The organism is Thermosyntropha sp., assembly GCF_017656155.1.
In the GTDB taxonomy this organism is placed as follows: domain Bacteria; phylum Bacillota; class Syntrophomonadia; order Syntrophomonadales; family Syntrophomonadaceae; genus Thermosyntropha.
On sequence record NZ_JACDOH010000008.1, the window covers coordinates 1 to 23,996 of the forward strand.

The 23,996-nt window shown below is 39.2% G+C and carries 29 protein-coding genes and 1 riboswitch; of the genes, 26 read left to right on the forward strand and 3 right to left on the reverse strand.

From position 1 onward, the window contains the following. Nucleotides 1-104 precede the first annotated feature (104 nt). From H0Z36_RS08120 to H0Z36_RS08185, 14 genes are all read left to right on the forward strand, one after another. Entirely contained in the window at nt 105-833 is a 729-nt protein-coding gene (locus H0Z36_RS08120) for a cyclase family protein (RefSeq protein ID WP_296865341.1), read from the forward strand. Nucleotides 834-899: 66 nt separating this feature from the next. Continuing rightward, on the forward strand, nt 900-1,802 hold the full coding sequence (ftcD, locus tag H0Z36_RS08125) for a glutamate formimidoyltransferase (RefSeq protein WP_296865343.1): 903 nt from the start codon (nt 900-902) through the stop codon (nt 1,800-1,802). A gap of 12 nt (nt 1,803-1,814) precedes the next feature. Further along, complete coding sequence (locus tag H0Z36_RS08130) at nt 1,815-2,444, forward strand: cyclodeaminase/cyclohydrolase family protein (RefSeq protein ID WP_296865345.1); 630 nt, start codon at nt 1,815-1,817, stop codon at nt 2,442-2,444. A 58-nt stretch (nt 2,445-2,502) separates the two neighbouring features. Further along, a riboswitch (glycine riboswitch) is annotated at nt 2,503-2,618 on the forward strand. A gap of 135 nt (nt 2,619-2,753) precedes the next feature. After that, entirely contained in the window at nt 2,754-3,140 is a 387-nt protein-coding gene (locus H0Z36_RS08135; protein WP_296865347.1) for a GrdX family protein, read from the forward strand. Between the two features lie 10 nt (nt 3,141-3,150). Then, nucleotides 3,151-4,368 carry a thioredoxin-disulfide reductase gene (gene trxB, locus H0Z36_RS08140; RefSeq protein WP_296865349.1) on the forward strand — a complete coding sequence of 406 codons (1,218 nt, stop codon included), beginning with the start codon at nt 3,151-3,153 and terminating at the stop codon, nt 4,366-4,368. A gap of 17 nt (nt 4,369-4,385) precedes the next feature. Next, the gene (locus tag H0Z36_RS08145) at nt 4,386-4,721 is read left to right on the forward strand and encodes a thioredoxin family protein (RefSeq protein ID WP_296865352.1); all 336 of its coding nucleotides are present in this window, start codon (nt 4,386-4,388) and stop codon (nt 4,719-4,721) included. A gap of 15 nt (nt 4,722-4,736) precedes the next feature. Further along, nucleotides 4,737-6,020, forward strand: a complete 1,284-nt coding sequence (locus H0Z36_RS08150) for a glycine/sarcosine/betaine reductase component B subunit (RefSeq protein WP_296865354.1) — start codon at nt 4,737-4,739, stop codon at nt 6,018-6,020. A gap of 32 nt (nt 6,021-6,052) precedes the next feature. Beyond that, nucleotides 6,053-6,520, forward strand: a complete 468-nt coding sequence (gene grdA / locus H0Z36_RS08155) for a glycine/sarcosine/betaine reductase complex selenoprotein A (protein ID WP_296865356.1) — start codon at nt 6,053-6,055, stop codon at nt 6,518-6,520. Between the two features lie 27 nt (nt 6,521-6,547). Beyond that, a complete protein-coding gene (gene grdB / locus H0Z36_RS08160; RefSeq protein WP_296865357.1) occupies nt 6,548-7,855 on the forward strand; it encodes a glycine reductase complex selenoprotein B in 1,308 nt (435 codons plus the stop codon). A gap of 67 nt (nt 7,856-7,922) precedes the next feature. Next, the gene (gene grdC / locus H0Z36_RS08165) at nt 7,923-9,467 is read left to right on the forward strand and encodes a glycine/sarcosine/betaine reductase complex component C subunit beta (protein ID WP_296865358.1); all 1,545 of its coding nucleotides are present in this window, start codon (nt 7,923-7,925) and stop codon (nt 9,465-9,467) included. Between the two features lie 5 nt (nt 9,468-9,472). Beyond that, nucleotides 9,473-10,621: a glycine/sarcosine/betaine reductase complex component C subunit alpha gene (gene grdD, locus H0Z36_RS08170; RefSeq protein WP_296865359.1), complete on the forward strand. Its 1,149-nt coding sequence runs from the start codon at nt 9,473-9,475 to the stop codon at nt 10,619-10,621. 45 nt (nt 10,622-10,666) lie between these two features. Next, the gene (locus H0Z36_RS08175) at nt 10,667-12,334 is read left to right on the forward strand and encodes a formate--tetrahydrofolate ligase (protein ID WP_296865360.1); all 1,668 of its coding nucleotides are present in this window, start codon (nt 10,667-10,669) and stop codon (nt 12,332-12,334) included. 129 nt (nt 12,335-12,463) lie between these two features. Next, nucleotides 12,464-13,465 carry a biotin synthase BioB gene (gene bioB / locus H0Z36_RS08180; protein ID WP_296865361.1) on the forward strand — a complete coding sequence of 334 codons (1,002 nt, stop codon included), beginning with the start codon at nt 12,464-12,466 and terminating at the stop codon, nt 13,463-13,465. A 13-nt stretch (nt 13,466-13,478) separates the two neighbouring features. Next, entirely contained in the window at nt 13,479-14,006 is a 528-nt protein-coding gene (locus H0Z36_RS08185) for a YcxB family protein (protein WP_296865362.1), read from the forward strand. A 78-nt stretch (nt 14,007-14,084) separates the two neighbouring features. On the opposite strand, the gene folE is transcribed toward H0Z36_RS08185, so the two are convergent. Continuing rightward, nucleotides 14,085-14,663, reverse strand: coding sequence for a GTP cyclohydrolase I FolE (gene folE / locus H0Z36_RS08190; protein ID WP_296865363.1), 579 nt, complete (start codon nt 14,661-14,663; stop codon nt 14,085-14,087). A gap of 365 nt (nt 14,664-15,028) precedes the next feature. On the opposite strand from folE, the gene H0Z36_RS08195 reads away from it, so the two are divergent. The 12 genes from H0Z36_RS08195 (at nt 15,029) to aroH (ending at nt 22,666) form a co-directional block, all read left to right on the forward strand. After that, nucleotides 15,029-15,763 (forward strand): pseudouridine synthase, encoded by a 735-nt coding sequence (locus tag H0Z36_RS08195; protein WP_296865364.1) that lies wholly within the window; start codon nt 15,029-15,031, stop codon nt 15,761-15,763. After that, nucleotides 15,760-16,320, forward strand: a complete 561-nt coding sequence (locus H0Z36_RS08200) for a cob(I)yrinic acid a,c-diamide adenosyltransferase (RefSeq protein ID WP_296865365.1) — start codon at nt 15,760-15,762, stop codon at nt 16,318-16,320. Before H0Z36_RS08195 ends, H0Z36_RS08200 begins: the two co-directional genes overlap by 4 nt. 123 nt (nt 16,321-16,443) lie before the next feature. Further along, entirely contained in the window at nt 16,444-16,878 is a 435-nt protein-coding gene (locus H0Z36_RS08205; protein ID WP_296865367.1) for a hypothetical protein, read from the forward strand. Between the two features lie 19 nt (nt 16,879-16,897). After that, nucleotides 16,898-17,746: an HDOD domain-containing protein gene (locus H0Z36_RS08210; RefSeq protein ID WP_296865369.1), complete on the forward strand. Its 849-nt coding sequence runs from the start codon at nt 16,898-16,900 to the stop codon at nt 17,744-17,746. Between the two features lie 180 nt (nt 17,747-17,926). Next, nucleotides 17,927-18,592, forward strand: a complete 666-nt coding sequence (locus H0Z36_RS08215) for a hypothetical protein (RefSeq protein ID WP_296865371.1) — start codon at nt 17,927-17,929, stop codon at nt 18,590-18,592. A gap of 27 nt (nt 18,593-18,619) precedes the next feature. Beyond that, nucleotides 18,620-18,835, forward strand: a complete 216-nt coding sequence (locus H0Z36_RS08220) for a 4Fe-4S binding protein (RefSeq protein WP_296865373.1) — start codon at nt 18,620-18,622, stop codon at nt 18,833-18,835. A gap of 7 nt (nt 18,836-18,842) precedes the next feature. After that, entirely contained in the window at nt 18,843-19,898 is a 1,056-nt protein-coding gene (locus H0Z36_RS08225) for a 3-methyl-2-oxobutanoate dehydrogenase subunit VorB (protein ID WP_296865375.1), read from the forward strand. Beyond that, entirely contained in the window at nt 19,898-20,635 is a 738-nt protein-coding gene (locus tag H0Z36_RS08230) for a thiamine pyrophosphate-dependent enzyme (protein ID WP_296865376.1), read from the forward strand. Before H0Z36_RS08225 ends, H0Z36_RS08230 begins: the two co-directional genes overlap by 1 nt. Before the next feature lie 14 nt (nt 20,636-20,649). Continuing rightward, nucleotides 20,650-21,198: a 2-oxoacid:acceptor oxidoreductase family protein gene (locus H0Z36_RS08235; protein ID WP_296865378.1), complete on the forward strand. Its 549-nt coding sequence runs from the start codon at nt 20,650-20,652 to the stop codon at nt 21,196-21,198. A gap of 128 nt (nt 21,199-21,326) precedes the next feature. After that, a complete protein-coding gene (locus H0Z36_RS08240) occupies nt 21,327-21,821 on the forward strand; it encodes a hypothetical protein (protein WP_296865380.1) in 495 nt (164 codons plus the stop codon). 32 nt (nt 21,822-21,853) lie between these two features. Further along, the gene (locus H0Z36_RS08245) at nt 21,854-22,273 is read left to right on the forward strand and encodes a HutP family protein (protein WP_296865500.1); all 420 of its coding nucleotides are present in this window, start codon (nt 21,854-21,856) and stop codon (nt 22,271-22,273) included. Nucleotides 22,274-22,303: 30 nt separating this feature from the next. Then, nucleotides 22,304-22,666, forward strand: a complete 363-nt coding sequence (gene aroH, locus H0Z36_RS08250; protein ID WP_296865382.1) for a chorismate mutase — start codon at nt 22,304-22,306, stop codon at nt 22,664-22,666. Nucleotides 22,667-22,675: 9 nt separating this feature from the next. Here aroH and H0Z36_RS08255 read toward each other — a convergent pair whose 3' ends face one another. Both H0Z36_RS08255 and H0Z36_RS08260 read right to left on the reverse strand, forming a co-directional pair. Beyond that, nucleotides 22,676-23,089 carry a secondary thiamine-phosphate synthase enzyme YjbQ gene (locus H0Z36_RS08255; protein WP_296865384.1) on the reverse strand — a complete coding sequence of 138 codons (414 nt, stop codon included), beginning with the start codon at nt 23,087-23,089 and terminating at the stop codon, nt 22,676-22,678. Between the two features lie 22 nt (nt 23,090-23,111). Continuing rightward, a complete protein-coding gene (locus tag H0Z36_RS08260; RefSeq protein WP_296865386.1) occupies nt 23,112-23,942 on the reverse strand; it encodes a carbon-nitrogen hydrolase family protein in 831 nt (276 codons plus the stop codon). Nucleotides 23,943-23,996: the final 54 nt, after the last annotated feature.

Genomic DNA, 23,996 nt, shown 5'->3' on the forward strand with positions numbered 1-23,996 from the left:
TAACTGACAAGGGCGTAATTGATGCCAATAATTACTGTGTAATTCCGACTATTAAGGAGTAAAGTTAGAGCGGGAAATTATAAAGCGAAAGGAGCAGATGTAAAGTGAAAAAGAGCTATCATGAGAGATTTGAAGTAATCAACCTTTCCCAGGAAATCTATGAAGGCATGCCGGTATTTGGTATGCACCAGAAGACCTTCTTCATGCTCAATCAGACCCATGAGCAGAACATGAAGGATACCGGTTCAAAAACATTAGGTTTTGCAGCCCGCAATATGCTGATAAGCGAACATGGACCGACCCATTCTGATGCAGTGTGGGAATACAATCCGGAAGGGCCGACCATTGAAAAAATGCCTTTAGAATACTTCTGGGGAGATGCCATCTGTGTAGACTTAAGCCATATTCGTTATCCTGACTACATCGAAGTAGAAGACTTAAAAGCAGCTTTAGAAAAACACGGTCTTGAAATAAGAAAAGGCGACATCTTCCTCATGTACACCGGACATTATGACAGAACTTATCCGGACAAAGACTACGGCGGACCGAAGAGCAAACATACCGGATTATCTTATGCAGCAGCTGAATGGCTGGCAGAGCAGGGAGTAGTAAACATCGGGGTAGATGCACCTGCTATCGACTTAACTCCTGATGATTTAGATTTCTCCGGACACTGGGTATGCGGCAAATACGGCATAACCAACACCGAAAACCTCTGCAATTTAGATAAAGTAGTAGGAAAGAGATTCTTATACATCGGACTTCCCTTAAACATCAGAGACGGCAGCGGTTCACCGGTTCGTGCAGTAGCATTTATTGAAAAAGAAGATTAAAAGAAAAAAAGGATTAAGGCTTAAAGCCTTAATCCTTACTATAAAAAAACAAGGAGGAGACCAGAATTGAAGAAGTACATTCATGCAGTGCCGAACTTCAGTGAAGGAAGACGGACTGAAGTAATCGAAGCAATAGTAGCACCATTAAAAGGAGTACCGGGAGTAAAACTTATAGACTACTATCCGGATTATGACTTTAACAGGACAGTAGTAGAAGTAATAGGGGAACCTGAACCATTAAAAGAAGCTCTTTTACAGATGGCAGGGAAAGCATATGAACTTATAAACATGGAAGAACAGAGTGGAAGCCATCCGCGCATAGGAGCTCAGGACACCATTCCCATCTTCCCGTTAGCTAACATAACCTTAGAAGAATGTGTTCAGTTGGCAGAAGAAATCGGGCAGGAGATATACAATCGTTATAAGGTGCCGGTATATTTCAGCGGAGAAAATGCCCGCAATGAACAGAGAAAAGACCTGGCATTTATAAGAAAAGGGCAGTATGAAGGGTTGAAAGAAGTAGCCCATACACCTGAGAGAGCTCCGGATATTGGACCTGCAGCACTGCATCCGACCGCAGGAGCAACCATAGTAAGTGCAGCCACAAGAGGGCTTACTGCAGTAAACATAATCTTAAACACCAATAATTTAGAAATAGCCAAGAAGATAGCCAAGATGATGAGAGGACCGTCCGGAGGATTTTCAACTGTTCGTGCAGTAGGATTCCGTTTGGAAGACAGAAATCAGGTAGCAGTATCCATGAACATGTTTGATACAGACAACACCCCGATATACAGGGCATTGGAAGTAGTAAAATTTGAAGCGGCCAGATACGGCCTTCAGGTAGTAGGAACCCAGATAGTAGGAACAGTTCATTTAGATGCACTGCTTAATTGTGTAGAATATTACCTCCAGCTGGTTGACTGGGATAGAAAACAGATTATTGAAAATCATCTCATTGGACTGTAAGGAGGAAGAGGAATGTTAGTTGAAATGAAAGTAAAGGATTTTATTGCTGAGCTCGCATCAGATTCTCCCGCTCCTGGCGGCGGAAGTGTATCGGCAGTATCTGGTGCTTTAGCTGCTGGGTTGGTAGCTATGGTATGTCGTTTAACTATCGGCAAAAAAGGCTATGAAGAAGTGCAGAGTGAAATGGAACAGGCTTTAGCTAAAGCTGAAGCTCTTCATCAAAAGCTGACCCAGTTGGTTGATGATGATACTAATGCTTTTAACGAAGTAATGGCTGCTTTTAAAATGCCTAAAGAAACTGACGAAGAAAAAGAAGCTAGAAGAGCCGCTATTCAGGAAGCTTATAAAAAAGCTGCAGATGTTCCTTTTAATATTGCAAAAACCTGTTTGGACGTTTTAACTCTAGCTGAGAGCATTGTTGATAAAGCTAATACCAATGCCATCAGTGATGTTGGAGTAGCTTCTTTGGCAGCTCATACTGGTTTAGAAGGTGCGGTTATGAATGTAAAAATAAACCTGCCTTCTATTAAAGATGAAGCTTATGTAAACAATAGAAAGAAAGAAATCGAGGAATTTTTAAAGCAAGGTAACGCGAGCAAGGAAAAAATTTATCAGGCCGTATGTAAAATGTTAGAAGCTTAGAATTTTTTTCGGACGGAACGGTTTAATTTGAACGGACTTTAAAACTTTATAGCTTCGGATGACAGAGGCGAGAGAGTTAAGGAATATTTATTATTCCTTACACCGAAGGAGCAAGCTGGCATACCGAATCCAGTATCCAGTGAAACTCTCAGGTTTCAGTATCGTCTCTGGACGAAACTCTGGGAAGTCGTAAGACACCGAAGGTGCAAGCCTTTTAAATAAGGCGAATCTCTCAGGTCAAGGAACAGAGGACAAGGATCACCTGAAGTCTTCTGTTCTTTTTTTAAGTTAATTCTGGAGGATAAAGGAATGCGTCAGGATGAGCTTTTAATAATAACTAACAATCCACTGGTTAAAAATATAGATAGGTATGAAATCTGCTGGATAGATGGAAACCCGGAAGAAGTTTATTATAAAACCTTAAATTTTATAGGTTTAGGACATAAACTGCTTTCCCATCCTCTAGCAGGAAGTATTAAACCAAATCAGAATCCTTATCGTTCAATCGTTGTTACTAAAAATAGTGTGGGAGCGGCAGATGAGGATTTGAAAATTATAAATCAGTGTTTAGAAAAGGTTGAAAATATGGCTTTAGAAGCAACTCGTCCTGACCTTAAAGTAAACTATGCTGAAGATTTTCAGCTGGTTGATAAAGAACTTTTGCTTAATGCTTTAGCTTCATTACTTGAAAGGTAGGTGACTTTAAGTGGAAAATGTCTATGATCTTCTGATTTTAGGCGGTGGTCCCGCCGGGCTTTCCGCTGCTATGTATGGCGCAAGAGGGCGTTTAAAAACTGCAATAATTGAAAAAGGAAGGGCAGGCGGACAGGCTGCCACCACTTCCGAATTGGAAAATTATCCGGGATTTGGCCGGGGAACTACCGGACCGGGTCTCACCGAAGCTATGCTCAATCATGCTTTAGATTTTGGAGCTGAATTGATAAAGGACACCATAGTTTCTTTAGACCTTAAATCGAATCCTAAAAAAGTGGTAGGCAGAAAAGGTGAATACTACGGCAAGGCAGTTATCTATGCCTTAGGTGCGGTTCCCAGAATGATTAATGTTCCTGGGGAAGGCAAACTCAGAGGAAAAGGCGTCAGCTACTGTGCTACCTGTGATGCCGACCTTTTTGAAGAGCTAGATGTAGTAGTAGTCGGCAGTGGAGATGCAGCAGTTGAAGAAGCTGAATATCTTACTAAATTTGCCGAAACTGTAACTGTTATCGTAATCCATGACGAAGGTAAGGTAGATGCCAACAAGGTATCAGCAGAAAGAGCCTTCAAGAATCCCAAAATCAAATGGATCTGGAACTCAACCGTAAAATCGATCAATGGTGATGAACTGGTAGAAAGCGTAACCTTAAAGAACATCAAGACCGGTGAAGAAACCGTATATCCGACTAATGGAGTATTTATCTTCATCGGAACCCAGCCGATGAGTGATTTGGTAAAAGATCAGCTTGAGCTTAATCCCCAAGGCTATATCATCACCGATGAAAAAATGGCAACCAATATAGAAGGGGTATTTGCGGCTGGAGATGTCCGGGCAAAATATTTAAGACAGGTAGTAACTGCAGCAGCAGATGGAGCAATAGCAGCAGTAGCAGCTGAAAAATATGTGCAGGAAACTGACCTGTGGGAAAATGAGGTATTAAAAGCTGAAAAACCGGTATTAGTAGCATACTACAATCCTACTGATATGGAAGGAACCGAAAAAGTAGGTATAGTAGACCAGTTTGTCCGTGAAAACAGCGACAAACTGTCACTGGTAAAGGTAGATGCTACCCGGAATGAGCTGGTAGAAAGGCGTTATGGAATAGATAAGAGCAAACTGCCTTTAGTGCACCTCTTTGTAAATGGCGAAATAAAGGCAGAGACTTATGATTTAAGCTTGGAAAGCTTAAAAGCTATAACCAATTTATAAAAAAAAGGAGGTAAGAAATGATGAGTGCAAAGCTTTTAGAAGTCGATAAGGACAACTTTGAACAGGAAGTTCTCAATGCAGAAGGGGTTGTCATGGTGGACTGGTGGGGCCCTAAGTGTGAAAAATGCTTAGAGCTCATGCCGTATGTAGAAGAACTTGCTGAAAAATACCAGGGTAAGATGAAATTCTGTTCCTGCAATACCCAAGGCAACAGAAGACTGGCAATAAGCCAGAAGGTATTAGGCCTGCCGGCTATGCTCTTTTATAAAAATGGTGAAAAAGTAGATGAGCTTTCCGGTCAGGATATTACCCCGGAGGATATAGAAGAAAAGATTAAAAAGTATGTTGAATAGTCTGGAGGGATAAAGATGCGATTGGAACTTGGCAATATCTATGTCAAGGATGTACAGTTCGGGGCTAAAACCGAATTTAAAGATGGAATAGTATATGTCAACAAAGAAGAATTAATTAAAGAATTACAGGATGAACGTCTTTCTAAAATTGATGTTGACATAGTACGTCCTGGTGATTCGGTAAGAATTTGCCCTGTAAAGGATGTCCTAGAGCCAAGGGTTAAAGTATCCGGTAACGGACAGGTTTTTCCTGGATTCTTTGGCAATGCTGAAGTAGTAGGTTCCGGAAGAACTCATGTTTTAAAGGGTATGACAGTTTTAACCGTAGGTAAAATTGTTGGCTTCCAGGAAGGAATAATTGACATGACTGGACCTGGTGCCGATTATACGCCTTTTTCCAAAACAATAAACCTGGTTATATTAGCAGATAAAGTTGAAGGGCTTAAACAGCATGAACATGAAGCAGCTGTAAGAATGGCAGGATTAAAGGCTACCCGTTATATTGCTGAAGTAGCAAGAAATGTTGAGCCTGATGAAATCAAAGTATATGAAACTAAGCCTTTAGCTCAACAATTGAATGAATATCCCGAACTTCCTAAAGTTGCTTATGTTTATATGCTGCAGAGCCAGGGATTAATGCATGATACTTACCTTTATGGTGTAGATGCAAAACAGATTTTACCTACTTTTATTTATCCGACTGAAGTTATGGATGGAGCAATAATAAGCGGTAACTGTGTTTCATCATGTGATAAGAATACCACTTTCCATCACATGAATAACCCGATTATCTATGACCTTTATGAAAGACATGGGAAAGACTATAACTTTGTTGGGGTTATCTGCACCAATGAAAATGTTACTCTCTTAGACAAAGAACGCAGCTCTAACTTTACCGCCAAATTGGTTGAATTTTTAGGTGTTGATGGAGTAATCATCAGCGAAGAAGGATTTGGCAATCCGGATGCTGACCTTATTATGAACTGCCGCAAGATTTCAGCTTTAGGAGTTAAGACTGTTTGTGTAACTGACGAATATGCCGGAAGGGACGGTGCTTCTCAATCTCTTGCCGATTCACATCCTTCAGCTGATGCAGTGGTAAGCGGCGGGAACGCTAACGAAGTAATTACTCTTCCTAAATTAGACAGAGTAATTGGTTATATAGATGCAGTCAATGTAATTGCAGGCGGATTTGACGGATCATTAGCTGAAGATGGTTCTATAACTGTTGAAATTCAGGCCATTACTGGTGCAACCAATGAGTTAGGTTATAACAAAATGGGTGCTTTAGGATTCTAATAAAAAAAGAGTTGAAGGAAGGAGTGTTTTAAATGGACAAAAGCTTTTTTGAGAATAAAAAAATCTGTATATTAGGAGACCGTGACGGTATTCCCGGTCCGGCAATAGCTGCTTGCATGGAAACTATCGGAGGAGAAATCATCTTTACCAGCACCGAATGCTTCGTCTGAACTGCAGCCGGGGCCATGGACATGGCCAATCAGGCTCGCATAAAAGAAACTGCTGAAAAATACGGCAATGAAAATGTTGTAGTAGTGATAGGTGCTGCTGAACCTGAATCAGCCGGATTAACTGCTGAAACAGTAATGGTAGGAGATCCCACTATGGCTGGTCCCTTAACCAATGTGGCACTTAAGTTAAAGGTATTCCATATTTTTGAACTTAAAGACCTCATCGATCCTGCTGTATATGATGAACAACTCAGCATGATGGAAATGGTTTTAGATGTAGATGCTTTATGTGAAGAAATGGAAAATATAAGAAAAGAATGTGGATGCTAATCGGTTAAGAGAAGGAGTTGAAACAGAATGGCAGAGATTAGGGTAGTCCATTATTTGAACCAGTTTTTTGGTCAAATAGGTGGAGAAGAAAAAGCTGATATAGCTCCCTTGAAACAGGATGGACCGGTAGGACCGGGAACTGCACTTCAGCAGGCTTTAGATGAAGATATGAAAATTGTAGGAACCGTAATCTGCGGTGACTCCTATTTCAATGAAAATACTGAAACTGCTTTAAATAAAATAATTGAAATGATTAAAAGCTATAATCCAGATATAGTAATTGCAGGTCCTGGCTTCAACGCCGGCCGTTATGGAATGGCTTGCGGAACTGTATGTAAAGCAGTTCAAGAAAGGCTTAATATTCCGGCTTTAACCGGATTATATGAAGAAAATCCCGGTACTGATATGTTTAAAAAAGATATTTATATCATAAAGACCGGTAATTCCGCTGCTCAGATGCGTAAAGCAGTTCCCGCCATGGCAAAACTGGCAGTTAAACTGGCTAAAGGCTTGCCGGTAGGTTCGCCGGATGAAGAAGGATATTTTGCCAAAGGAATTCGCAAAAATGTATTCCATGAAAAAAGAGGTTCTGCCCGTGCAGTCGATATGCTGGTTGCTAAACTTAAAGGCGAACCTTTCAAAACTGAATATCCTATGCCTATATTTGACCGGGTTACTCCGCGTCCGGGAGTTAAAGATCTAAGCAAAGCTAAAATTGCTCTGGTTACTTCCGGCGGTATTGTTCCCAAAGGAAACCCGGACAGAATCGAATCTTCCAGTGCTTCTAAATATGGCAAATATGATATTACCGGGGTATATGACCTTACTGAAGAGACTTATGAAACTGCCCATGGCGGATATGACCCGGTTTATGCAAATCAAGACGCCGACCGGGTTCTGCCAGTAGATGTCCTGAGAGAAATGGAAAAAGAAGGTATCATTGGCAGTCTACACAATGTTTTCTATACTACAGTTGGAAATGGTACCTCTGTTGCCAACTCCAAAAAATTTGCTCATGAGATTGGCCTAGAACTTAAAGAAGCTGGAGTAGATGCAATTATACTTACATCTACCTGAGGTACCTGTACACGTTGCGGTGCAACGATGATAAAAGAGCTGGAAGATGTAGCTGATGTTCCTGCTGTTCATATTTGTACAGTAGTTCCGATTTCCAAGACGGTTGGAGCGAACCGAATTGTTCCGGCTATAGCAATTCCGCATCCGTTGGGAGATCCTAAGATGAGTCCGGAAGAAGAAAAAGCTCTACGGAGACAGATTGTAGAAAAAGCCCTCAAAGCTTTGACTACTGATGTTGAAGAACAGACTGTTTTCTAAATTATAGAGGTTAAGCCTCGAATTTGAGGCTTAACCTCTGATTTAACAAACAAAGGAGGTAAGGAGATTGACTTATCCAGTAATAAAAGCAGCAGCTTATGTTCTGGTACATGCTCCCAATATCCTTTTAGAGCATGGAACCACCATTACCACAGAAAGACTTTTAAATCCCGACTCCGAATACCTTAAAGTCCTACCTAAATATTTAAGAAGCTTCGATGATGCAGTAAATTATGCTCCCAACCAGGTATATATCGGCAACATGAAACCTGAAGAATTAAGAGGATATCCCACCCCCTGGTATGCCAATCCTGTGTCTGGTAGCAGAGACGGGAAATATGGTGAAATCATGCCTGAAGATGAATTCTATGGTCTTTTAAGAATAGTAGACCGTTTTGAGTTAGTAGAACTTAGTCCTGAGTTTGCTTCACAAATCAAGCCCAAAATTGAGGCTAGAAACCTTTTCAGTGCGAAACAGCTTGCCGCATTAGATAAAACCCTTGACTTATCCGAAATAGAAAAAATGGTAGCAAATAATGAAGCAGACGGCTTATACCTTGACGGTAAGCTGGTAGGATGTGTAAGAGCTGCTCATGAGACTGATGAAAATCTTTCTGCCCATGTAGTATTTGAAAACCTGGTATCCAAAGCCTCAGGAGCCTTAGTATTAGCAAATCTTATCAAAAAACACGGTATCAATCCTTTAGATATAGATTATATAATTGAAACTTCCGAAGAAGCCATAGGAGATATGAACCAGAGAGGCGGCGGCAACTTGGCCAAAGCTATTGGGGAAGTATGTGACTGTTTGAATGCTACCGGATCTGATGTCCGAGGATTCTGTGCCGGACCTGCCCATGGGATAATACATGCCTGTGCAATGGTAAAAGCAGGGGTATTCAAAAATGTAGTAGTCTTGGCAGGGGGATCTTCAGCAAAATTAGGAATGAACAGCCGCGACCATGTTAAAAAAGATATGCCTGCGCTGGAAGATATGGTAGGAGGCTATGCTATATTAATAAGTGAAAATGATGGAGTAAGTCCAGTAGTAAGAACAGATATAGTAGGAAAACACAAAATTGCATCTGGATCATCTCCACAGGCAGTAATACAAGCAATAGTAGCAGATCCGTTAGAAGAAAACGGGCTTAAAATAACTGATATAGATGTATTTGCCCCTGAGCTGCAAAATCCGGAGCTTACTGTACCGGCTGGAGCAGGAGATGTTCCGATGGCCAACTACAAAATGATAGGAGCAATGGCAGTTAAAAAAGGCGAAATAGATAAAAAAGACCTGATGATGTTTGCAGAAAAACATGGGGTGCCTGGATTTGCACCTACCCAGGGACATATACCATCAGGGGTACCGCTTGTTGGGCATGTAGTAGATGAAATAAAAGAAGGCAAAATGCAAAGAGCGATGATAATTGGAAAGGGCAGCTTGTTCTTGGGCAGAATGACTGACCTGTTTGACGGAATAAGCTTTATAATTGAGAAAAACAGCGGTAAAACCGAAGAAATAAAAGAAGACAGTGAAGCATTAAAGCAGGAAATAAGAGAACTGATAGCAGGAGCAATAAAAGAGGTAGCAGATTCTCTGGCTGGGAGGTGATAAGGGTGACAGAAAGAGCCAGGAAACTAGCCATAGAAGTACTAAATGAAACAGCAGAGATGCTAAAAAGTGGAAAAGGTAGGCCATCGGTAAAAATAGGGCTGACCACCTTTGGAAGCGAAGTAGGAGTAGAAGCATTGGTTGCCGGAGCTAAACTGGCGATGCAGAGGGATTCTGGTATAGAAGTGGTAATAATAGGGCCGTGTTCTGATGACAGCTTGAAATCGTATCCGGCTGAAGATGAAGAAACTGTTCATAAGACATTGGAAAACCTCTTAGACAGTGGAGAAATACATGGAGCGGTAACGATGCATTACCCATTCCCCATTGGAGTATCAACTGTAGGGAAAGTAGTAACTCCGGCGCGTGGAAAGACCATGTACATTGCAACCAGTACCGGAACTAGTGATACCAATCGGGTTCAGGCTATGGTAAAAAATGCAGTATATGGCATAGCAGTAGCTAAAGCAGACGGAATAGAAAACCCGACAGTAGGAATTCTCAATATAGAGGGAGCAAGACAGGTAGAAAGACAGCTTAAGGCTATGCAGGAAAAAGGATACAGCTTCAAATGGGGAGAATCCGCTAGAAGTGATGGTGGACAGGTCTTAAGAGGAAATGATTTAATAATGGGTAGTGTAGATGTGTTGGTAACAGATACCTTAACCGGAAATGTCTTAATGAAAATGTTTAGTGCATACAGCAGTGGAGGCAACTATGAAACTACCGGTTATGGGTATGGCCCAGGTATAGGAAAAGGATTTAACCGTTTAATTCATATACTGTCGCGTGCATCCGGAACCCCGGTAATAGCCAATGCGATAGAGTATTGTGCATCAATGGTAAGAGGTAAATTATTGAAGATAAAAGAAGAAGAAATAGCAAAAGCAGAGAGAGCCGGCTGGATAGTAGAAGCCCCAAAAGCAGAGAAAAAAGCAGAAGAAGAAACAGTAGAAATGCCGCCAGAAAAAGTAGTAGAAAGCCAGATAAGCGGAATTGACATATTAGAAATAGATGATGCGGTAAAGGCATTGTGGAAGAATAAAATTTATGCTTCAAGCGGTATGGGCTGCACCGGTCCGGTAGTATTAGTAGCCAAGGAAGACTATGAAAAAGCTTTAGAAGTTCTTAAAAACAGCGGATTTTTAGGCTAAATGCCTAAAAATAGATAATTTTTTTTAATGAAGGAGGACTGAATAATGAAAAGCGATATTCAAATTGCACAGGAAGCCAAAATGCTTCCCATTGTTGACGTGGCTAAAAAGATAGGCCTTACCGAAGATGATCTTGAACTTTACGGCAAGTACAAAGCTAAAGTTTCTCTTGATGTATGGGAAAGAATCAAAGATAAACCTTGCGGAAAATTGATTCTGGTTACTGCTATCAATCCTACTCCGGCCGGAGAAGGTAAAACAACTACTACAGTAGGTTTAGGACAGGCATTAAATCGTGTAGGCAAGACTGCTATTATTGCTCTTCGCGAGCCTTCCCTTGGACCGAGCTTTGGAGTAAAAGGTGGAGCAGCTGGTGGTGGATATGCACAGGTTGTACCTATGGAAGATATAAACCTCCACTTTACCGGTGATATTCATGCAGTATCTACTGCCAACAATCTTTTAGCTGCTTTAATTGACAATCACCTGCATCAAGGCAATGAGCTTAACATAGATCCGCGTCAGGTTGTATGGCGCAGAGTAGTTGACTTGAATGACAGAGCCCTCAGAAATGTTATTGTAGGATTGGGCGGAAAAGCTAATGGTGTTCCGCGCGAAACCGGGTTTGACATCAGTGTTGCTTCTGAAATTATGGCATGTCTCTGTTTAGCGAAAGATTTGATGGATCTTAAAGAAAGATTTAAGAAAATGGTAGTTGCTTATACCTATGACGGTAAACCGGTAACTGCTGATGATCTGAAGGCTGCTGGTTCTCTGGCTCTGTTAATGAAAGATGCTATAAAACCCAATCTGGTACAAACCTTGGAAAATACCCCGGCTTTTGTCCATGGTGGACCTTTTGCCAACATTGCTCATGGAACTAACAGCTTGATGGCTACCCAGATGGGATTAAGACTTGCTGATTACATGGTAACTGAAGCAGGATTCGGTGCTGACTTAGGTGCTGAAAAATTCTTCAATATTGTATGCCGCTATGGCAACATGAAGCCTGATGCCGTAGTTATAGTTGCAACTATAAGGGCATTAAAGAATCATGGTGGAGTACCTAAAGATAAGTTGGGCGAAGTGAATATGGAAGCCTTGGAAAAAGGCGTTGCCAACTTAGAAAAACAGTTAGAAAATGTTCAGAAATTCGGCTTACCGGTAGTTGTAGCTTTGAATGAATTCCCAACTGATACTCAGGAAGAAATCGACCTCATTGTTAAGAAATGTAATGCCCTGGGTGCAGAAGTAGCTGTATCTCAGGTATGGGCTAAAGGTGGTGCTGGTGGAGAAGAACTGGCACGCAAGGTCATTGCTGCTGCTGAAAAACCCAGCAACTTCAAGTTCCTCTATGATGTAGATATGCCTGTTAAAGCAAAAATTGAAAAGATTGCTACTGAAATTTATGGGGCAAAAGGAGTAGTTTATACTCCGAATGCAAATAAAGTTATTGCTAAAATTGAAGAATTAGGCTACGGCAATCTGCCGATATGCATGGCCAAGACTCAATTCTCACTGTCAGATGATCCGAATCTCAAAGGAAGACCCAGTGGTTTTGAAATCACTATAAGAGATGCAAAAGTATCTGCAGGAGCAGGATTTATTGTAGCTTATGCCGGCGAAATTATGACCATGCCGGGATTAGCAAAAGTTCCTGCTGCTGAAAAGATTGATATTCTGCCGAATGGAGAAATTGTTGGGTTGTTCTAAGAATAAAAAAAGGGGGGATTTAAAATATCCCCCCTTTTTTTTTTTTTGCATAAAACCAAGAAAGTTTCTCTACTTGTATTTTTATTTCACTTTAGTATTTTGATAAACTTCAAAATGGAGATGAAAATAATGCCTAGTTTTTCGCAGTCAGTTCGTTTTGTTAAAGAGATTGAGAAAAAAATAATTGAATGGAATTATAACATTGATTTTAATGAAGCAATTATGCTTTATGAAATCGCGCAAAAAGATGCTGCTTTAATACATAATTTAGCTGATACCATTAAAAAATATCATTTCAAAAATAGTGTCGAACTGTGTTCGATTTTTCCTGCCAAGATAGGATTATGTCCGGAGGATTGTAAGTTTTGTTCACAATCTGTTTATCATGATTGCAAAGTTGAAATTAAAGATATAGCATCAGTTAAAGAAGTTGTAGAATACATTGAGAATATAGTGACCTTTCCTGTCCAAAGGCTTTCACTTGTTACTAGCGGCAGACAGTTAAGCGACTCTGAATTTGAGAAAATTGTAAATATTTATTCATATATTTCAAGAAATTATGATATTTTTTTATGTGCTTCATTAGGATTTCTCAACAGAGAAAGGGCTAAAAAACTTTTGCAGGCAGGGGTAAGAAAATATCATAATAATTTAGAAACATCCAGCAGCTATTTTAGAAATATTTGTTCAACCCATACTCAGAAGCAAAAGTTAGAAACCTTGAAAATTGCAAAGGAGGCGGGACTTGAGGTCTGCAGCGGTGGAATAATTTCGATGGGTGAGGATATGACAGAAAGGATCAGGCTGGCCTTTGAACTCCGGAAGCTAGATGTTGATTCTGTCCCAATCAACATTTTGAATCCTATAAAAGGCACACCTCTTGAAAATATAAAAGTCATAGAAATTGAGGAGATTTTTACTACCCTTGCACTTTTTAGGATTATTCTTCCTGAAAAGACTATAATTCTTGCTGGAGGAAAAGAGAATGCGCTTGGAGATAGGGAGATGGAAGCTTATGAGTGCGGAGTTAATGGTTGTATAATTGGAAATTATCTTACAACTAAAGGAATGGAGATACAGGAGAAGGTAGACATATTAAGCTCCCGGTATCAGATAGCAGCCGGAAGTTAGGAGGTTTATTTAGATGGAAGACAAGTTGTTTACGGTGATAACCTGTATGGAAGAAAGGGATTTTCATAAATTTCTTTATATAGCAACCTTTCGCAGAAGTAAGATAATAATTCCTTTTATATTTTTTATATCTGCATTAATGGCCTTCTTACTTGTATATGGTGAAAAACAGTTCGGTATGGTGAAGTTTTTTATATACTGGATTATACTGGTCTTTATTGCTATTCTTGTAGTGTTTTTCAAGGTTGAAATAAAAAACAGACAAAGAATAAAGACAGATAAAACAGGGGTATTTAATTCTCAGGAAACCCTGGATTTTTACGAGGATTTTTTTGTTAGGGAAAGTTCAGCTTTTGAAGGTGAGTTCAAGATTAAGTATGATCAGCTTTACCAGGTGTTGGAGTCGAAGGATTATTTTATAAACTATTTTAATGTTAATCAGGCATTTTTAATAAGGAAAAAGGATATGGGGACGGAAACAGTTGAAAGATTAAGAAGTTTGTATCGGAGGAAGATGGGAGATAAGTATAAAAGGATTTAGTAATAAAGTTTTCCGATATAAAAAAACCGATTTCAGAATAGAAACTGAAATCGGTTTTTTTAGTTTGGAAGAAATACTTTACCTTTTGTTTAAAATCAGTGAGAGAAGTTCTTCCCGTGTTTGATGTCTAGTTTCGAAAAGTCCTCTTAAAGCTGATGTTACAGTTACAGAGCCGGGTTTTCTTATTCCCCGCATAGTCATGCACATATGTTCCGCTTCGATTACCACTCCTACTCCGTGCGGATTAAGGGTTTCATAAATACAGTCAGCAATTTGGGAAGTAAGCCTTTCTTGAAGTTGAGGTCTTTTAGCATAGGCTTCTGCTACCCGCGCCAATTTACTTATCCCTATGACTTTTCCTCCGCGGGGAATATAAGCAACATGGGCTTTCCCATAGAAAGGAAGAAAATGGTGTTCGCACATTGAGTATAATGGAATATCTTTTACTAAAACCAACTCGTCATGAAACTCGGAAAAAGATACCTGAAGAAATTCCTTAGGTTCACACCATAAACCGGAGAAAATTTCTTCATACATTTTCGCTACCCGTTTGGGCGTATCTTTGAGTCCTTCTCTTTCCGGATCCTCCCCAATCGCTTCTAAAATCATACGGAAAGCCTGTTCGATTTTAGGTTTATCAATCTGTTTATTGATCATTTTAACTCCTCCAGACTTTAGAAGATTAAGTATATTAAATGTCTAAAAAAGTCATTTTATTTTTATTATTTTATTTTTATATAGTTTAGACAATAGTAAACAAAAGTATTTATACTCATGTTTGCATATAAATCAAGTTTAGCACATCTTGTTGGAAAAAGTAATTGGTATGCTGAAAATGGAATATTAAATAATTTTATGAGATGTTGTAAGGCTGTTTATAGTGGGACTTGTTGTTTTAATTATCTGGTAGTTAAAATATTATGTGCCTTGTGCAATACTAAAATAGAGGAGAAAAAAAGTGTTTTATAGAAATCAAATTAATTATTTATATTTTTGGTGGAAAGGAAAGGTTGAGGCTGAGGTTGAGATTAGCAAAGTATTTGGCAGAGGCAGGGATTGCTTCGAGACGCAAGGCAGAAGAGATGATTGCCTTAGGAAGGGTAAAGGTTAATGGCCAATTAATACAAAAACAGGGAGTTAAGATTAATCCGGAAGAAGATGTAGTTGAAGTTGATGACAAAATAGTAAGAAAAACTGGTTCTGATAAAATATACATTTTATTGAACAAGCCTGCAGGTTATATAAGCAGTGTCCATGATCCACAGGGCAGGCCTACGGTAGTTGATCTGATTAAAAATATAAATACCAGGATTTATCCGGTGGGAAGGCTGGATTTTGATACAGAAGGGCTCCTTTTGCTTACCAATGATGGAGAGTTTACCAATCTCATGATTCATCCCCGCTACAAAATAACCAAGAAATATGAAGCATGGGTAAAGGGTAATATAACTGAAGAAGCATTAAATATTTTACGGCGGGGGGTTATTTTAGAAGACGGGATTACTGCTCCAGCTGGAGTAAAGATAGTGAAAAGGAAAAAAGATAAAACTTTATTGGAAATAAAAATTCATGAAGGAAGAAAAAGGCAAATAAAACGCATGTGTGCTGCAGTAGGATACCCGGTTATTAAGCTTAAAAGAACTGCTTTCGCATTTTTAAATCTGGAAGGATTGGATACTGGGGAATATCGCTATTTAACCCTTGATGAAGTAAAGAAATTAAAGCAAATAGCCTTAAATGAAGGAGTTAAATCATGAAACTTATATTTACAGGTGATGGAAAAGGCAAAACCTGCAGTGCAGTAGGTTTGGCTTTAAGAGCATGGGGACAGGGCAAAAAGGTTTTATTTATTTCTTTTTTGAAAGATGCCCTTAGAAGCGGTGAATTTAAAGCTATCAATCTCCTATCCAGTTCTGATTTAGTTTTTTTTTCGTTTGGCCGCAGATGTCCTTATGAGGAAAATGAGGATTGTTGTCCGGGAAAATGTGAATGTATAGTTTTACCTTCAAATATTGAAGAAGATGATTACGATATAATAAATAAAGGATTAGAAATAGCGGAGAAGGAGATATTGTCCGAACTTTGGGATGTAGTAGTATTAGATGAAATAGTGAATGTTTATAACCTTTTTCCACGCTTTAAAATAGATATTATGCGTTTGTTGAAGAATATCCCCGATAAAACTGATATTGTGTTTACTGGGAGAAACTGTCCGCCAGAACTTTTGGATTTAGTTGACTTAGTAAGTGAAATTAAAAACGTAAAGCATCCGTTTAATGAAGGAATTAAAGCTAAAAGAGGAATAGATTACTGAATATATATAAGCTTTGTTATAATAAATTAAAGAACTTTGGTTTTGATTTAATATTTTTCAATAGATAGGCTAATAACGATAGCAACATATAAGCATTTAAAAAGCAGAGATGGGGGTAAATACATGTCGAAAAAGATAAAAATCAGGGTTAGATTTGACTTTCTGGGAAAAGCCAAGCAAGGCAAATTATTTGGAGGCAAAACAAGTGAACAGGTAGCAGAAGAAATAAGGCAAAATAAGGTTTTACTTATGAGAAATGTTCCTGTTCAGGGAATAACCATTGAAGATATTGATATGAGCCAAGAAGTTTATTCGGTCCATGATGAGTTTACTGGTAAAATTTTAGCCTATGCTCCCGTGATTGTAACTTTTTACGCCGATTCTTTGGAAGATGTAATAAAATTTACCATGAAGGAAGAATTTAGAACTATTGAAGTTTTAGAACCGGAAGAGATGGTTTTGTCAAAATTGGAAATGGGAAGGATTTTGCTCAGAATTTCCGAAGAGTTGGCCAACTATAAGGTTTATCTGGAGAGAAAGATAGATAGCTGGAAGTAAGGGTTGAGGAGGGAAATAAATGGGCAGGATTTCTATTGAGGATATAGTGCAGGCAGTAAGAGATCTGCCGGCGCTACCGAGTGTGGTAACTAAAATAATGAAGCTTACGGAAGATCCAAATTCTACTGCTCAGGATATAAATAATGCTTTAAGCCAAGATCAGGCTATGACAGCGAGGGTCTTAAAATTAGCCAATTCTGCTTTTTATGGGTTTCCCAGGCGTATTGCTACAGTAACTGATGCTACTGTGTTTTTGGGATTTAAAACTATTAAGAGTATTGTTATGGCTGCTTCTGTAAGCGATATCCTAAATACTGAGATACCAGGTTATGCTTTAGAACATGGAGAATTATGGAAACATTCCCAGTGTGTAGCTATGGCAGCCAGACATATTGCCCGCAAGGTTAAATTTGCTCAGCTTGATTTGGCATATACCGGCGGACTTTTGCATGATATTGGAAAAGTTATACTTAATAATGCCATGAAAGAAGCCTATCATGAAGTAGTAGCCCGGATAAATGAAAAGAACATAGATTTCATAGAGGCTGAAAATGCTGTATTAGGTTTCAATCATGCCCTGGTAGGGGCTAGGGTGGCAGAAAAATGGAATCTTCCCCCTGAGCTAGTAGATACTATTGCTCATCATCATAATCCGGAGAGGGCGCATGTAAATAATAGGCTTACCTCTATAGTTCACCTGGCTGATGTAGTTTGTGTATCTATGGGAATAGGGATAGGTATTGACGGGATGCTTTATACTGTTTCAGCTGAAGCCTTGAAGATTTTAGGTTTAGACGAAAATGATATTTATGTTATAATTAACGAATTAACAGATATATTTGTGGATGAGCAAAGCTTCATGATTTGACAAATTTCGCTAATTTAATATACGCAGAAAATAAACTGGACTGTGGAAGCAGCAGTTTATTTTTTTATAAATGGAATAATTTTGTATACTTTACACAAAAAACACTGGAAATATATTTTTTTTGATAATATAATTTCTTATTATATATTTTTTTTTTGTTTGAAAAAGGGTGGATTTCTTTTGCAAAGTACCAGAATATTTTCAGGTGGATTTGGTAGCGGAAAAAGCGAAATAGCATTAAATTTTGCTTTACAAAAAAAGAGCGAAGGCAGCGGGGAAGTAATATTAGCAGATTTGGATCTGGTTAATCCTTACTTTGCGTCCCGTGAGGTTAAAGGGGCTTTAAACTCAAGAGGGATAAGGGTGTTGTGTCCGGCGGAAGAGTTATCTTTTGGGGATGTTCCCAACATACCTCCGGAAATTATTGGTATTTTAAAACAAGATAATGATATGATAATTGATTTGGCAGGTGATGAGATAGGGGCAATAGTGTTGGGCTATATTCACGAGTATTTAATCGAAAGGCAGGGTTTTGAATTTTTTCTGGTAATAAATCCTTACCGACCTTTCGCCGGGGATATTGAAAGCATAAAAGAATTAAAGAAATGTCTGGAAAGAGCTTCTGGTTTGAAGTTTACGGCTATTATAAGTAATCCCAATCTGGTAGAAGAGACTACCGCAGATATTATAAAAAAAGGACATGAAAAGGTTGTGCGGTATGCTGACAAATTAAATCTTCCCATAAGGTATTTAACTGTTGAAGAAAGGTTTTATCCTGAACTTGCAGCTTTTTATCCGGATATAATAAAAGGATTAAATCTCAATTTGCGGCCGCAATGGCTCTAGTTTAGCTGGTATAGGGGGAAGTATAATATGGCTAAAGGAAGGGTCAGATTTTATTCTGATCGTTGTAAAGCATGTGAATTATGTATAAAGTTTTGTCCCAAAGGTGCTTTAGGCTTAGATAAAAAGAATATCAATGCTTTAGGATATCATCCGGCTACTGTCGTAGATCCCGAAAGGTGCACAGGTTGCGGAACATGTGCTTTAATGTGCCCGGATCTGGTTATTGAGGTAGAAAGGGAGTGATGGCAGCATGGAAAAGGTTTTAATGAAGGGTAATGAAGCTTTAGCTGAAGGAGCTTTAAGGGCTGGTTGCAAGGCTTATTTTGGCTATCCTATCACTCCGTCCAGCGAAATTGCAGAATATATGGCACGCAAGCTTCCGGACTCGGATGGGGTTTTTTTACAGGCAGAAAGTGAAATTGCTGCGATAAATATGGTATATGGTGCAGCTTCAACTGGAGCCCGCGTCATGACAGCTTCTTCTGGACCGGGGATAAGTTTGAAGCAGGAGGGAATTTCTTATATTGCTGAGGCTGAACTTCCATGTCTTATAATAAATATATCTCGGGGAGGTCCAGGATTAGGAGGCATTCAGCCTGCTCAGTCCGATTATTTTCAGGCTACCCGGGGTGGGGGACACGGTGACTATCATGTTATGGTATTAGCTCCAGCCAGTGTGCAGGAGATGATGGACTTTGCTATTGAAGGTTTTGAACTGGCTGATAAATATCGAATACCGGTTATGATAATGGCAGAAGGAACTTTGGGACAGATGATGGAACCGATTATTTTACGCGAGCCGGTTACAAAATTTTATGATAAACCATGGGCGACTACTGGATGCAAGGGAAGAAAACCTAATGTTATTACAACCCTGCATCTACCGCCGGAAGAATTAGAACAGAGGAATAAACATTTAAAAAATAAATATGATGAAATAAAATCCAAAGAGAAGCGGGCAGAAGCTTTTATGGTAGAGGATGCTGAGTTGGTTTTGGTTGCTTTTGGTCTTATGTCTAGAGTAGCTAAGAAAGCAGTTATTGAAGCCCGCAAAAATGGAATAAAAGCAGGACTTATAAGACCTATAACCCTGTGGCCTTTTCCGGATCAGCACATAATAGAAGCAGCTGAGACAGCTAAAATTTTTGTATCACTGGAGATTAATATGGGACAGATGGTAGAAGATATTAAATTAGCCTTAAATGGCAGAGCTAAAGCTGATTTTTACGGCAGGATAGGTGTTATACCCAATCCGGAAGAGATTACGAAGGTAGTCTTCGGAATTGCAGAAAGGGAGGGGCTGTAATGAAGGTTGTTGCCAAAAGGCCGGAAAGCCTTTATTATAAAAAATTCCATTACTGTCCGGGTTGTACCCACGGCATTATCCACAGGATAATTGCAGAATGTATTGATGAGATGGAGCTGAGGGAAAAAACGATTGGGGTTTGCCCGGTGGGCTGCGGAGTTTTAGCTTATGAGTATTTTAATTGTGATATGCTGGAAGCAGCTCATGGTAGGGCACCTGCCATAGCAACCGGGATAAAGCGCATGCTTCAAGATAATTTTGTTTTTACTTATCAAGGAGATGGAGATTTGGCTTCTATTGGTATGGCAGAAATAGTTCATGCTTCGGCCCGGGGCGAAAATATCACAGTTATCTTTATCAACAATACTATTTACGGTATGACTGGTGGGCAGATGGCACCTACTACTTTGATAGGCCAGGTTACTACCACTTCGCCTTATGGAAGAAGACCTGAACTGACAGGTTATCCGATAAGAATGGCCGAGCTTCTAGCTACCAATGAAGGATCAGCTTATATTTGTCGTACTTCAGTACATAATCCAGCCCATGTTTTAAAAACTAAAAAGGCTATTAAAAAAGCTATTCAAACTCAGATGGAGAAAAAAGGTTTTTCGATGGTAGAGATTTTATCTACCTGTCCAACCAACTGGGGAATGAATCCGATTGAAGCTTTAGAAAGAGTAGAAAGGGAAATGATTCCTTATTTCCCGTTAGGAGAGTTCAAGGTTAAGGAATAAGGAGGAATGGAAGGATGGCAGAAAAACAGGTTTTATTTGCCGGATTTGGGGGGCAAGGGGTCTTGTCTATGGGTCAGTTTTTAACCCATGCAGCTTTAAGTGCAGGTAAACATGTATCATGGGTACCTTCATATGGAGCTGAAATGCGCGGAGGCACAGCTAATTGCCTAGTTACTATATCAGATGAGGAAATAAGTTCTCCTGTAACTGAAAACCCTTTGATGGCAGTTATTTTAAACCGACCTTCTCTTGATAAATTTGAAAATAAGATAAAGCCAAATGGCACCTTGGTTGTAAATTCTTCTCTGGTAGATCGTGAACCTGAAAGGGATGATTTGAAAATACTCAAAATCCCGGTAAACAAACTGGCAGATGAACTGGGAAATCCGCGGGGAGCTAATATGATATTATTAGGAGCTTATATGGAAAAAACTCAGGTAGTGGAAGTTGAAAGAACCTTAGAGTATTTTGATGTTATATTTAAAGGGAAAAAGGAAGAAATTATTCAAAAGAATAAAGAGGCATTTTTAGCGGGAATTGAATATGCCCGCAGGCACTGGTAATTTATTTGTTGATAATAAAGGATATGCCTTTTGCACCAAAAGTGCAAGGGGCTTTTTTATTTAAAAGTGATAAACTTCAGCCTCTGGGCATAATATAGAGGAGAAGCTTATCTTTGAGGTGGAGGAGTTTGAAAAAATTTGTTAATCTGGTAGAAAAGATATTGATTCGTATTATTGTAATAACCGTTTTAATTATAGTAGCAGTACAGGGGCTTATGACTGAAGAACCTTTTCGCTTATATTTAAGTTGGGGAGAGCGATTGGAGGGTCAAAAAATTGAATATCCGGTTAACAAAATAGATTCATATGCAGATGAAGATTTAAGTATAAAACCCCCCTATGCATTTTTAGTTATCTCTGCGGATAAATACTCCAGCTTGCCTAAAGCAGTTGTTTTAGTTAATAATAAGGAAGTGGAAAGCTTTAAAAACCGGGAAGTACGGCTTAAGGTTATGGCAGGGGATGTAGTGGAAATTGATTCTACTGCCTATGATATCCCGCTTGAATTTAAGATAACAGAAGTTTCAGATAATTTGGCTTATCCTGAAAAAGGAACAGTATATTGTTCAAACGGGGGACAGGATGGCGGTATGGTAATGATTGGCGAAGTTATGGTAAAATGAAATGAAAAAACTGAATTTTTAAGGTGGGGTAGATTATGGAAGTGGGAAGCAAGGTAGTAGCAAGTTCAGCTATAAAAATGGCTTTAACCGCTACCCGTCAGGAAGAAAATATATTAAAGGAAGAACTTTTCAGCAATTATGGAGTAAAAGCAGTAGCGGTAGATTATGGAGGGGAATTTATAACTTCAGTGGGAAAAATTGTAGAAAGGTCGGTGGTAGCAGCCAAGAGAGAAGGAGTAATAAAAGATACTCATGCAGAAGAAGGTGCAGTAGCAGGAGCAGCAAGGGAAGCAATAGCCCAGCTTATGCCAAAGGCATTGGGACTTAACGTAGGGGGGAAAATCGGAATTGCCAGACATAAAGACCATGTAAGTGTGGCAATATTTTTAGGCATTGGCCTTTTGCATTTAGATGAAGTAGCAATTGGATTAGGCCACAGGGCTGTTTCATGAAATATTTATTAAGGTGAGAGGCTGATAAGATTGAAGGTAAGAGGAATTAGAGGTGCCATAACAGTAAAAGAAGATACGCCTCAGGAAGTTCTGGAGGCTACTAAAGAGTTATTGTTTAAAATTAAAGAAGAAAATGAATTTGCAGTAGAAGATATTGCCAGTATTTTATTCACAGTAACTTCTGATGTGCGTTCTATTTTTCCTGCCCAGGCTGCTCGCATGATAGGATGGGATAAAGTGCCTTTATTGTGCTTTCAGGAGATAGAGGTTCCCGGTGCCCTTCCTAAATGTATACGGGTTCTGGTACATATTAATACCGAAAAAAGCCAAGAAGAAATAAGACATATTTATCTCAGAGAAGCTAAAAAGTTAAGGCAGGATTTAAGCAGTTAATTTCGAACCTTATTCCCCTATAACCTTGATAATAACCCTCTTGCGCCTTCTGCCGTCAAATTCGGCGTAGAATATTTCCTGCCAGGGGCCTAAGTCTAAATCGCCGTCAGTTACCGGGACGATAATTTGATGATGAACGAGGATGCTTTTAAGATGTGCATCTCCATTGTCTTCACCGGTGCGGTGGTGGTTATAGTCTGGACCAAATGGGGCGATTTGTTCGAGCATGTTATCTATATCCTGAAGGATTCCGCTTTCATTATCATTTACAAATACTCCTGCACTTATATGCATAGCGCTTACCAGTATAAAACCTTCCTTTATTCCGCTTTTTTTGCAGGCTTCACGCACTTTATCAGTTATGCGAATATATTCTCTTCTTTTGGCTGTGTTAAACCACAAATATTCGGTGTAGGATTTCATTTTTTTTCCTCCTTAAAACGATTTATTTTTTATATATTGTTTCATATACATCATGTCTAAACTGTTTAAGAAGCGGCAGTTCTTCTCGTATTTTATCGACCAATGAAAGATCGAGTTCAGCATAAATTATTTCTTCCTCACTGCCTGCTTCAGCGATTATTTCTCCCCAGGGATTGACTATCATGGAATGTCCCCATACCTGGAAAGAAGCTTCAGGATTACGGGCTGGGGAAGCGGCAATTACATAAACCTGATTGTCTACTGCTCGGGTTCGCATCAAGAGTTCAAAGTGGGCAGCCCCGGTTTTAAGGCTGAAAGCGGCAGGTATAATCAGTATCTGGGCTCCTTTTAAAGCGGCTAATTTTGCCCATTCTGGAAAACGACAGTCATAACATATTATAACGGTAAAAGCTGCTTTAGGATGTGAAATTATGCTGAGTTTATTACCAGAGGTAAAAATATTTGATTCTTTGAAAGTTATTTTGCCGGGAATATCTACATCAAAAAGATGGACTTTGCGATATATTCCTTTCAGTTCCCCTCTGTCGTCAAAGGTAAAACTGCTGTTGTATATCCTGCCTTTTCTATCTTTTTCCGGAATAGATCCTCCCACCAGGTAAATCTGATTTTTTTGTGCCTGGTTTTTTAAAAATGAGGTGGTAGGACCGGGATAAACTTCTGCATATTGTGGGAGAATATCTGTTTGATAGGGTGCATTGAAAATCTCCGGTAATACAACCAGTTCGCTTCCTTTTTTTGCCGCTTCAGCTATCATTTTTTCTGCTTTTTTAAGATTTTTTTCTTTGTCATTTTCTACTTTCATTTGACATACAGCAACATTGAGCTTTGACATATGTCCCTTCCTCAATTATTGGAATCTATAAATAAACAGATTTTTTTTACTAAT